This window comes from Pseudoneobacillus rhizolycopersici (assembly GCF_054786815.1).
Genome location: NZ_JBTOOE010000045.1, coordinates 1 through 11,620, shown reverse-complemented (window position 1 = coordinate 11,620; position 11,620 = coordinate 1). Strand labels below are relative to the sequence as shown.

Genomic DNA, 11,620 nt, shown 5'->3' with positions numbered 1-11,620 from the left:
AATAAACCCGTATAATTGGAAATAAACCCGTATAATTGGAAATAAACCCGTATAATTGGAAATAAACCCGTATAACCGGAAATAAACCCGTATAACCGGGATTAAACCCGTATAACCGGGATTAAACCCGTATAATCAAATTTAAACCTGTATAACCATTTTTACCACTTTCTACACTCGTAATAGTTCCTGAAAAATTCATCATATGAGGGAAAGTATGGAATTTGGGTAGCTGAAAATTGACAGTTTGGGGTTTGTGATATATATTTATCCTTAATTCAAGATATATGGAGATGAGATAAATGATTCAAATATATCCTGCCGTATCTCGTTACTCTGTTAAAAATGATTGGTTAGAGAGCAATCTTAGTTTTTCATTTGGTGAATACTATGATGAAGCGAATATCCAATTTGGTCCACTCCGTGTTTTTAATGATGACACAGTACAAGCAGGAAAAGGGTTTGGGATTCATCCGCATAGGGAAGCGGAAATTGTATCGATTGTCTTGCATGGTCAACTAAAGCATGAGGATAGTCTTGGTAATAATGGGATATTACAATTTGGAAATGTCCAGCGTATGACTGCTGGAACAGGTTTACTCCATTCCGAATTGAATGCTTCACTGGAAGAGGAAGTAAGCTTTTTACAGCTATGGTTTAAATCTACCGAAAAGCAATTACCTCCATCCTATGAGGATATTTCTTATAATCCTGATGAAATGAGGAATAAGTTGCTACCAATCGTTTCATCAACCCCGACCAGTGAAGCGGCAAAAATTCATAGTGATGTTACATTATACTTATCCAATTTAGATGCGGGAGAAAAGATCTTTTATCAACAGGAACCAGGAAGAAAGATGTATGTCTTTGTGATTGATGGAGAGCTTATTTTAGAAGACGATGTTGTTGTCGGGAAAAGAGACAGTGCACGTATAACTGAACGAAATGAACTTACTTTAAAATCAACGAAAGATACCTTCTTTTTATTGATGGATTTAGGTGGTGTCTAATATGTTATTGATTCGTCATTCGATTGGAAGCCGGCTATTTTTTCAAACAGATGATTATGATATTCAACCTAAACAAGATAAGTGGATCATTTCGATGAAAATTTCCGAAGAGGATGCCAAAGAGATCATCAAGTTTAAAGAAGAATTAAATCTATTTGATGTGCAGAAAAACCAAAAGACTTGGTATTATACATCAGATGCCAATGTTGAGTTTAAGAAGGAAAAGTCCCAACTTACGTTTATTGTAGATTATAAAACAGTTTATCCAGTTTAATAAAATAATAACTTGAAAGGGTGCTTTATAATGGCAAAAATCGGTATCATACTAGGTAGTCTTCGAAAAGAATCTTTTTCAAAAAAACTAGCAAATAATGTTGCAGCATTATTCCCGGAAGGATATGAAGCTGAAATTGTTGAGATTGGAAATCTAGCATTATATAATCAGGATTTCGATGATGAGAACAATGCACCAGCTGAGTACACTGCATTTCGTAACAAAATGAAGGAAATTGATGCTGTTTTATTTATCACCCCTGAATACAATCGCTCTGTACCAGCTGTCTTAAAGAATGCATTAGATGTAGGGTCTCGGCCATATGGAGCAAGCGTTTGGAATGGAAAACCGGCAGCAATTATTAGCCAATCGCCAGGAAGTTTAAGTGCTTTTGGTGCAAACCATCATTTACGTCAATCCCTCGTATTCTTAAATATGCCATTAGTTCAACAACCTGAGGCATACATTGGGAATGTCGTAGGTTTACTGGATGAAGAAGGAAAAGTCAAGGATGAAGGAACAGTCGAATTTTTACAAACCTTTGTTCATGCGTTTGTTGATTTAATAAGAAGATATCAAAACTAATAGAAAGCTGACCTTGTTTTAGATTAAAACAGGGTCTTTTTTTGTTCTTATACTTAAGACTCTCATTATATAGTCGAAAGATCATTATGGTAAAATTAAGGAAATAATACGTTTATTACGCGGCGGAACAATGAATTTCGCAAAAGGGGGGGCAATGTGAATGTACTGATAGTTGAAGATGATGTTCATATACAAGAATTATTTAAATCAGCTTTTAGTGAATTGGGGAGCCTATGAATATTTTCACATCAGTCCTCTAGCTGCGGGCGAAGATTAGGGTTTAAACCCGTATAATCGAAAATAAACCCGTATATCCGGGAATAAACCCGTATAACCGGGAATAAACCCGTATAACCGGAAATAAACCCGTATAACTATTTTCACCATTTTCCACTCCGTAATATTTCCTCAAAATTCATCATATAGTACCGATTTTTTTTGCCTCCCTCACTCATTAAGTCCATTCCACTTAGAATTCTAGTAGCAGTTTTCATATCCACCTGCAAAAACTCCCGACAATCAGCATTCGTCATCTTCCTACCCATAATCAAAAACCATTCTTTCATAGTGGGTAAGTGGGCTAGATGATTATGGCAGTCACATCGTGGACAAAGCCAGCTTCTTTTCGTTTTAATCATCCCGATATATTGACAGTCTGGACAGATAACTCCAGGGCGAATGTCGCTACTAGGAAAATGGTAGAGCTCGCAAATTGGTTTAGGGATAAAGAATTGATGGTTAGTTACTAGTTCGTTAGACAGCCAGTGAAAAGATTCTATGTCCAACCTAATTTGATCTCGAGGCAGTTTTTGTATGTAAGGAAAGATTAAGCTGGGGAACAATACAGGTGTTTTGGCGGGTGCACGTTCCACTTTTTGGGTAGGATAGGCTAAGACAACAGCACGATAGATGGGAAGCGAAATGTTTCGACTAGTTAACCACAGACTCAGCAAATCGCCATAACGTTCGACTTGGGCTGCAGGACTGTCATAACCCTTTATTTCCCCGTTATCTTTTGTTTGAATCAGTTGTGGAGGATTGTCGAGAAATTTTAGTGTTCCAGATATATTCTTCACTTCTAAAAGAAGTGCAAAGTATCTCGTGAGGAATAGAGCGTCCATTTGGTAAAGGCTTGAATATGAGAGTGATAGGTCATAAAAAATGTGGTGGTCCATTAAAAAGGTGTGTCTAGCAAGTTCATGAGCTACTCTTTTCTCACCACCTATTCCTGCTTGTAAAGAGGATTGTTGCGAAGATAGAATTGGCACAACTGGATGATACTCTGATAAGCGGGATAATGCGGCTGTATACCCCTCCAACTGAAGATTTGGCGACCTAGTCTTTTTTACATGGGGTTCTAAAATAATGGTCGAAGACAAAACTTTCCCTCCATTTCTATTGATATAATCAAATTATACCTTGCAACAATAATGGAAAAAGTGTCCATAATGTTAACAATTTCTCATAACAAGAAGCCGTCTCAGTAAAAAGAGGCGGTTTTTTCATGGGTAGTAAAGGTAAATTAAGGAATAATAAAGATAAAAGTGACGGAAATTGGGCGTTTTTATAGATAACATTGATTGCTTTTGATTGTTTATGATAGAAAATGGTTGAAAAATGAAAGGGCTTACGTTATGATTTAACCATAAGTCAGTCATATTTATATTGGGGGTGTTGGAATGCTCACACCGGAAAGACATCGTTTAATTTTGGAACTGCTGGACTCTAAGCAGGTCGTGAAGCTTCAAGAACTAGTAGAGGTAACAAATTCATCAGAATCCACTATCCGCCGGGATTTAGCAGAGCTTGAAAAAGACAAAAAATTAAAGCGTGTTCATGGGGGAGCGTCCCTCTTAAAGCAAATTGGCGAGGAGCTAAGCATCTCTGAAAAATCAACCAAAAACCTTCAAGAAAAAGAGGAAATCGCTCGTTATGCGGCCAGTCTGATCAAAGATGGGGATTGTATTTATCTGGATGCAGGAACCACGGTCGTTCAGATGATTCCATATTTGGAAGCGAAGGAAATAAGAATCGTCACTAACGGTCTTACACATATTGAGGCGCTGCTCGAAAGGAATATTCCCACCTATTTAATTGGCGGCTATATCAAACCAAAAACAAGAGCGATAGTCGGTCCATCTGCCATAGATGCTCTGAAACAATATCGCTTTGATAAATCCTTTATTGGTGTCAACGGGGTACATCTGGACCAAGGTTTTACAACTCCAGACCCAGAAGAAGCGGCTGTGAAGAATTTAGCGATGCAACTCGGCCAAGAGGTATTCATTTTAGCGGACTATACAAAGTTCAATGAGGTGACCTTTGCAAAGGTCGCTGAATTAAAAGAAGCAACAATCATCACGAATCAAATGGATAATGAGTGGTTAACAAAATATAAGAAGAAAACAACAATTAAGGTTGTGACATCATGATTTATACCTGTACATTAAATCCTTCCATCGATTATTTAGTAGAACTGGAACAAGTTAATCTCGGTACATTAAATCGCGCCAAGCAAACTTCTTTCTTTCCAGGCGGGAAAGGAATTAATGTCTCCCGAGTGCTGAAACGATTGGAAGAAGCTAGTGTGGCTCTTGGTTATATTGGTGGATTTACAGGCGAGTTTATTAAGAATTTCCTAGCAATGGAAGGAATTCAACAGCAGTTTATTCATCATGTAGAGCCGACACGGGTCAATATCAAGCTTAAAACCAAAATAGAAACCGAAATAAATGGAACTGGTGCGAACATTTCTCTTGAGCAGCAGCAAGCCCTTTATAATCAGATTTCGAAACTCACCCCGAGTGATTATTTAGTTCTAGCTGGGAGCTTACCATCTTCGATATCCCTAGATTTTTATAAATCTCTTGCGGCATTGTGTGAGAAAAACGGAGTCTCATTGATTGTGGACGTTTCTGGAGCGCCATTGAAAGAGGCTTTACCATATAAACCACTATTAATAAAGCCGAATCAGCATGAGCTTGGTGAATTGGTCGGTGCGACGGTCACAACAAAGGAAGAGGCGTTCTATTATGGTCGCAAGCTTCTCGAGCAAGGTCCACAGAATGTGATTGTATCAATGGGGGGCGAGGGGGCTGTATTTATCAATAAGGAATTAACGGCTACTGCGACTGTTCCAAAAGGGGAAATAAAAAGTACGGTCGGAGCGGGGGATTCCACTGTTGCTGGATTCCTAGCTATGCTCGTTAAAGGGCGCTCTTATCTTGAATCATTTCAGTTTGGCGTGGCATCAGGAACAGCAACTGCTTTTTCGACTGACCTTTGCCAGAGGGAAGATGTTGAAAAAATTTTACCGCAAATAAAAATAGAACAGGTCATCTAGGGAGGGAACAGCATGAAAATTACTGAACTGCTAAAAGTAGATACGATTGTTCTAGATTTAAAATCGAAAACGAAGACCGATGTGATTCAAGAGTTGGTCGACAAGCTTGATGCGGCTGGACGATTATTGGATAAAAATAAATATAAAGAGGCCATTTTAGCGCGTGAGGCACAAAGCACAACTGGAATTGGCGAGGGGATTGCGATTCCTCATGCGAAAACAAGTGCAGTAAAGGTACCAGCGATTGCCTTTGGACGTTCAGTCGAAGGAATTGATTACGAAGCGCTCGATGGTCAGCCGAGCCATTTGTTCTTTATGATTGCGGCCAGTGAAGGGGCTAATAATGAGCATCTTGAAACGTTATCAAGATTGTCGTCGTTTCTAATGGATCCGGCATTTCGGCAAAGAATTGAATCGGCTAAAACGGTAGATGAGGTTATAAAAGCTGTTGATGATAAGGAAGCCGCAGAGGTAACAGACGAGCAGCCAGTTGCACAAGGCTCAAACCTAGTTCTAGCTGTAACAGCCTGTCCAACTGGAATTGCTCATACCTATATGGCTGCCGATTCTTTAAAAGCGAAAGCTAAGGAAATGGGCGTTGAGATTAAGGTTCAAACAAATGGTTCGAGCGGTGTGAAGAATAAATTAACTGCTGAAGAAATTGAAAAGGCAACGGCCATTATTGTCGCTGCCGACACAAAGGTTGACCTAGCTCCATTCAACGGAAAACCGGTGATTCAGGTTCCGGTGGCCAGAGCGATTAAAGACCCGAAGGAATTAATTGACCGTGCAACAAGTGGTGATGCCCCCATCTACAAAGGTGCAGAAGCAAAGGGTCAGGCTGAAGAAGGTGGCAATAAGGGCGGCGGATTTTATAAGCACCTGATGAATGGTGTTTCTAACATGCTTCCATTCGTAGTTGGTGGTGGTATTTTAATTGCTCTATCGTTTATTTTCGGGATCAATGCCTCTGACCCGAACGATCCATCTTACCACCCGATTGCCGAAGCATTAATGACCATCGGTGGCGGGAATGCTTTTGGTCTAATGATTCCAGTATTAGCTGGGTTTATTGCAATGAGCATTGCGGATCGTCCTGGTTTTGCACCTGGTATGGTTGGTGGTTTTATGGCCGCTACTGGTGGTGCTGGGTTCCTTGGTGGGCTAATTGCTGGGTTCTTAGCTGGTTATATCGTCCTTCTTTTGAAAAAAATCTTTGCTGGTCTACCTCAATCATTAGAGGGGATTAAGCCTGTCTTGTTATTTCCTCTATTTGGAATATTATTAACAGGATTCATCATGATGTACATCATCATTGACCCTGTAAGTGCGTTAAATAAAGGCTTAACGAATTGGTTACAAGGATTAGGAACAGGTAATCTTGTGTTACTTGGTTTACTTTTAGGCGGCATGATGGCGATTGATATGGGTGGACCAATCAATAAAGCAGCATTTACCTTTGGAATTGCCATGATTGATGCTGGAAACCTCGCTCCACATGCTGCCATTATGGCAGGTGGGATGGTTCCTCCACTAGGTATCGCATTAGCAACGACTCTCTTTAAAAGAAAGTTCACAAAAGCAGAGCGTGAAGCTGGGAAGACGAACTATATTATGGGGGCTTCGTTCATTACAGAAGGTGCCATCCCGTTTGCAGCAGCTGACCCTGGACGGGTGATTCCGTCGGTGGTAGTAGGTTCGGCCATTGCTGGAGCATTAACTATGATGTTTAAAATTGGCTTGCCGGCTCCTCACGGTGGGGCATTTGTGATTTGGCTAGTGGAAGGAAATCCTTTATTGTACCTACTAGCCATTGTAATTGGTTCCATCGTGACAGCTTTAATGCTTGGTTTTTGGAAGAAGGATGTAATCGAATAAGTTGATTTGGCAACTATTTCACATACAAAGGAGTAGAAACAATATGACAGAAAAAACATTTACCATTACAAGCGAGTCCGGGCTACATGCTCGTCCAGCAACGGTCTTAGTTCAAACAGTAGGAAGCTTTAACAGTGAAGTTCAATTAGAATACAACGGAAAATCCGTTAACCTTAAATCAATCATGGGTGTGATGTCTTTGGGTGTTCCTGCCGGCGCACAAATTAAAGTTACAGCAGAAGGTACGGATGCTGCTGAGGTGGTTGCTGCTGTTGAGGAAGCATTGAAAAGAGAAGGATTAGGAGAATAGTGGTTGCTAGAGACGAGGATGATCGATAGATCTCCTCGTTTTTTTTGCGTTTGCGCTTTACCGTTAAGAATGTAAACTTTATACTTTTGTTACTAATTATTTAGGGAATTTTTAGAAAAGACCGAATCTTATTCGATAGGCAGTTCGTATATCTTCTAACAGAAAAAACAAAGGGGGCAATTTCAATGAACCAACGATTAAATTCAGATTCGATATCTCAATTAAATCATGTCATCACCAACGTCAACAAAGTAATCGTCGGAAAGGAACGGGAAATTAAGCTCCTACTAGTCGCCTTATTAAGCGAAGGACATGTATTATTAGAAGATGTTCCAGGTACTGGGAAAACAGTACTAGCAAAATCATTAGCTGCATCGCTAGGATGCCAGTTTTCCCGGGTTCAATTTACCCCGGATGTACTCCCTTCCGATGTCACAGGAGTATCCATATTTAATCAGAAAATCAATAATTTTGAGTTTCGCAAGGGACCAATTATGACAAATGTATTGCTGGCAGATGAAATTAACCGCGCGACACCGCGAACCCAATCAAGCCTTCTGGAAGCAATGGCGGAAAAACAGGTGACCGCTGATGGGAAAACGTATAAACTTGACCGGCCATTTTTTGTGATTGCGACCCAAAATCCAATTGAATCGCAAGGGACTTTTCCACTGCCTGATGCGCAAATGGACCGTTTTTTAATGAAGATTTCAATGGGTTATCCTAATTATGACGAAGAACTTCATATTTTAAGACGGTTCCGTATCGAAGAACCGCTCGAGCAACTATATTCTGTGATGACACAGGAGGAGATAATTGAGATACAACAGGAAGTTCGAAAAATAGAAATTCAAGAAGTGGTCGAAAAATACTTATTACACATTATTCATAAGACGAGGGATCATGAAGCAATAGAGGTCGGTATTAGTCCGCGAGGTAGTATCGCATTAATGAGAGCGGCTCAGGCAATGGCGCTACTAGAAGGCAGAAACTACTGTATCCCTGATGACATTAGGGAAATAGCGGTCGAGGTTCTAGCTCATCGAATCAAACTAACGATGGAAGGATACTTGCAAACGACTCCAGCACTAATCATGAAAGAGATTATAGACAATGCTCCAGTCCCATTGGAAAACGGGATCGTTACATGATGGTCAAACAATGGACAAAACCTCAAGTAATTGCCAGAAATATAGTGCTAGTTCTATTCCTTATGGCATTGGTGACAAAAGAACCGTTATTATTTGCTTTATGCGGTGGTGCACTGAGTATCTTATTAGTCAGCTTGTGGTGGTGCAAACATGCCTTAAAGGGAATCAAAGTGGAATTAGATTTTACGAAAAAGCGCCTATTTCCAGGTGATGTTTCCACTGTGAAAATTGCCGTTACGAGTAGGAATAGTTTCCTATCTTCAGCTATTAAACTAACGCTCAATACAACAAGGGATCTAGAGATAGAGAAATTTTTCCTACTTGAGAATCGAACGTCTGATAGTTTCTGGACCAAATCCTTGGCGGTGAAAGCGAAGAAAACGGTACAGTATGAGTTCAAGGTAAATGCAGACAAACGAGGGGCTTTTTATATTTATGACTTGTTGATCGAAATTATGGACCCGACTGGCTTAGGGAAAATTGTGGCGACAAAACGAGTCAAATCGGAAATGATTGTCTATCCATCGATCATCGATTCATTACCCCAAAACATTAATTTGAGAGGTTTAGAAGGAAACCACCAAGTAAGACGTTTAATTCATGATGATTCTTCCTTTTTTATCGGTTCAAGAGGCTATAAAGCGGGAGACCCATTAAATCGAGTAGATTGGAAAGCGACCGCTCGTGTAGGAAAGCTTCATACGAAGCAATTTGCCTATACCTCGCAAAAGCAGCTTATCATTATGGGGAATTTGAGAACCCAAGAGAAATGGGCGCTTGGCCATGATCAAGAGATAATTGAGCGAATCATCAGCGTCACAGCCGGGTTAATGAGATGGTGTTCCGTTCAAGGTTATCGATATGAGTGGATGTTTAATATTCGCAATCCTCATACCCGACAGATTTACATTCACAGCAGTGAATCGGATAAAAAAAGTTTCGCCCACAACCTAGAACAACTGGCTAGATTAAAATCATACACGATGATTGATTTTCAAGAAGTGTTTGCCTATCTACGAGAAAACGCTTATGGGAATCAAGTGTTTATTGTGATTACGAATTTTGTTTCGTATGAAATGGAGAGCGAATGGAAAAGACAACTCGAGTTAGGGAATCAGATTTGGATTGTCGATCCTACTGAGAAACAAATTCGCCTTTCTCCTTTTCTAGCGAAAAAGGGGGCAACCGTTCGTGAAGCATAAAGATTCACTCTCATTCGTCCAGCGATTCGCCCTAGTTGAACTAGAATCCATTCTATTTATGGTGATTATTCATGTTTTATTCAGTTTGTTCTCATTTTCCGAATTGCAGTTTACCGAGGTTACTTGGCTTCAGCTCTTATTTGTTATAATGGCTTATCCGCTGTATTATTTTTCTAGTAAAAACGGGATATCGATATGGTTAGCCATCACCACCACAGTGTCGCTTGTAATAGGCTACAAGCTAGGGGTAGACGCTCCTTGGCTGCCTGTCGTATTAACGATATGGCGTTCGATTTCCCTTGCAAACGAGCAAGAATATTTAGCAGCTACCTATAATCGCATGATTAGCATGATTTTACTTTTAATTGTTTATTTTTCGATATCCAATTTGTATAACCAGCCAGTGTGGTGGGCGATTCCATATTTAACAGCGGGAAGTATTCTTTTTACCGTCATTGGAATGGCATGTAACAATTTACTTGAACAATTAAGCTGGAATCCAAATCCCGAGGAATGGAAACGGATAGGTCGTAATCAATTTATTTTTGCCACCGGCATGATGGTATTGGTTGTATGTTTAGTGATAATAAGAAATCAATTCATTTTTTTATACACTCAGGTGGTAGCGCTCGCGTTAAAAACTATCGCTTTTTTACTCGCCCCCATCATTTATTTACTGTCGAAAGTCATTAGTTTATTTTATGAGCTTTTACTTGGTGGTGATGGAAAAGCAATAAAATCCATGGGGAGAATGTCAGAATTTTTATTAATGGCTAAAGTGAAAGATACAGATCCAGGGGAGAATTGGATTTGGAGTTTGATAACGGTCGTTTTGGTGGTTTGTCTGTTTTTCCTATTAGTAAAAATGATAAGGAAGATTTTTCGAAACAGCAGGCAAAACCATGAAGAGGGTGAATGGACTGAAATCATCGAACTATCCGAAACAAACCAACAAAATAGCCTATTTTCCTTTATTAGGAATTTGAACCCATTCAGAAAAAGGCAAGACTTGGATCAAGTTAGACTTCATTATATGGAGTTCCTAAAGCAGTACAACAAACTGACAAATCGTTACCCAACTAATCCAACAACGAGAGATATGATGAAAGTAGCATCTAAAGAGTTAACGGTAAATGAAGAGGAGTTACATCTTCTAACAAAAATTTATGAGGAGCATCGTTATGGTGGTAAACCAGCGGATGCAACAGCCGTACAGCGGATGAAAAATGCTGTAGGGAATTGGTTGAGAGGAACACAATAATAAATATTTCTTTGGAATAATAATTTTTTGATAGTTTAAAATCCTATTGAAAGCGAGTCGGTTTTGATGAACAATCTTACAAAGTTAAAAATTTTAAAACCTGCCAGTGAAGTCTTTGAAGCATTTGTCGACCCCGAGAAAATTGGCCATTTTTGGTTCTCGTCAAGTTCGGAGCGTTGGGAACAGGGGAAGACAGTTACTTTAAGATATGATGAATATAATGCTGAAGGCGACATAAAGATTTTAGAAATGGAATTGGGCATGAAAATTGTGTTTAGATGGGGTGAGGAAGAAGGCGATGGAGGACATATCGTCACGATCACATTAGAGGAATTAGATCATTCGACTACAATTGTTTCGGTTAATGAAGAAGGCTTTAATGAGAATGACCCAGAAATTATCAGTCAGTTGATCGATAATAAAGAAGGCTGGGTGTACATGCTATCCTGTTTAAAGGCCTACTTGGAGTTTGGCGTAAGTACATTGAGGGCTTCGCTCATTAAGTAATTGTTCACAAAGGCTAGGTGGGAATAACTCAGTCAAAGTGATTTCCAAACATGGCAGTTCAGTGAGAGGTTGGGAATCACTTGGGCAAAGTTGTTCCGA

Annotated in this window: 12 protein-coding genes; 11 read left to right on the top strand and 1 reads right to left on the bottom strand. The window is 39.7% G+C overall.

Annotated elements, in window-relative coordinates:
- Positions 1-302: 302 nt before the first annotated feature.
- Genes ACX9YW_RS22490 through ACX9YW_RS22480 form a run of 3 tightly spaced genes read left to right on the top strand, consistent with a single transcriptional unit; the run spans position 303 to position 1,869 of the window.
- Positions 303-1,010 (top strand): pirin family protein, encoded by a 708-nt coding sequence (locus tag ACX9YW_RS22490; protein WP_460350863.1) that lies wholly within the window; start codon positions 303-305, stop codon positions 1,008-1,010.
- Between the two features lies 1 nt (position 1,011).
- A complete protein-coding gene (locus ACX9YW_RS22485; RefSeq protein WP_460350860.1) occupies positions 1,012-1,284 on the top strand; it encodes a hypothetical protein in 273 nt (90 codons plus the stop codon).
- 30 nt (positions 1,285-1,314) lie between these two features.
- On the top strand, positions 1,315-1,869 hold the full coding sequence (locus ACX9YW_RS22480; RefSeq protein ID WP_460350858.1) for an NADPH-dependent FMN reductase: 555 nt from the start codon (positions 1,315-1,317) through the stop codon (positions 1,867-1,869).
- Positions 1,870-2,249: 380 nt separating this feature from the next.
- On the opposite strand, the gene ACX9YW_RS22475 is transcribed toward ACX9YW_RS22480, so the two are convergent.
- Positions 2,250-3,248 (bottom strand): nuclease-related domain-containing protein, encoded by a 999-nt coding sequence (locus ACX9YW_RS22475; RefSeq protein ID WP_460350855.1) that lies wholly within the window; start codon positions 3,246-3,248, stop codon positions 2,250-2,252.
- Between the two features lie 300 nt (positions 3,249-3,548).
- On the opposite strand from ACX9YW_RS22475, the gene ACX9YW_RS22470 reads away from it, so the two are divergent.
- The 8 genes from ACX9YW_RS22470 to ACX9YW_RS22435 all read left to right on the top strand — a co-directional run bounded on the left by ACX9YW_RS22470 (position 3,549) and on the right by ACX9YW_RS22435 (position 11,521).
- On the top strand, positions 3,549-4,301 hold the full coding sequence (locus ACX9YW_RS22470; RefSeq protein WP_460350853.1) for a DeoR/GlpR family DNA-binding transcription regulator: 753 nt from the start codon (positions 3,549-3,551) through the stop codon (positions 4,299-4,301).
- On the top strand, positions 4,298-5,212 hold the full coding sequence (pfkB, locus tag ACX9YW_RS22465; protein WP_460350850.1) for a 1-phosphofructokinase: 915 nt from the start codon (positions 4,298-4,300) through the stop codon (positions 5,210-5,212). The genes ACX9YW_RS22470 and pfkB overlap by 4 nt, the downstream gene beginning before the upstream one ends.
- A 12-nt stretch (positions 5,213-5,224) precedes the next feature.
- Positions 5,225-7,090 carry a PTS fructose transporter subunit IIABC gene (locus tag ACX9YW_RS22460; protein WP_460350846.1) on the top strand — a complete coding sequence of 622 codons (1,866 nt, stop codon included), beginning with the start codon at positions 5,225-5,227 and terminating at the stop codon, positions 7,088-7,090.
- A gap of 43 nt (positions 7,091-7,133) precedes the next feature.
- Positions 7,134-7,400, top strand: a complete 267-nt coding sequence (locus ACX9YW_RS22455; protein ID WP_460350844.1) for a phosphocarrier protein HPr — start codon at positions 7,134-7,136, stop codon at positions 7,398-7,400.
- A 185-nt stretch (positions 7,401-7,585) separates the two neighbouring features.
- Positions 7,586-8,551 (top strand): AAA family ATPase, encoded by a 966-nt coding sequence (locus ACX9YW_RS22450; protein ID WP_460350842.1) that lies wholly within the window; start codon positions 7,586-7,588, stop codon positions 8,549-8,551.
- Entirely contained in the window at positions 8,548-9,753 is a 1,206-nt protein-coding gene (locus ACX9YW_RS22445) for a DUF58 domain-containing protein (RefSeq protein WP_460350839.1), read from the top strand. The genes ACX9YW_RS22450 and ACX9YW_RS22445 overlap by 4 nt, the downstream gene beginning before the upstream one ends.
- Positions 9,743-11,014 carry a DUF4129 domain-containing protein gene (locus ACX9YW_RS22440; protein ID WP_460350837.1) on the top strand — a complete coding sequence of 424 codons (1,272 nt, stop codon included), beginning with the start codon at positions 9,743-9,745 and terminating at the stop codon, positions 11,012-11,014. The genes ACX9YW_RS22445 and ACX9YW_RS22440 overlap by 11 nt, the downstream gene beginning before the upstream one ends.
- A gap of 66 nt (positions 11,015-11,080) precedes the next feature.
- Positions 11,081-11,521 (top strand): SRPBCC family protein, encoded by a 441-nt coding sequence (locus ACX9YW_RS22435; protein ID WP_460350835.1) that lies wholly within the window; start codon positions 11,081-11,083, stop codon positions 11,519-11,521.
- Positions 11,522-11,620: the final 99 nt, after the last annotated feature.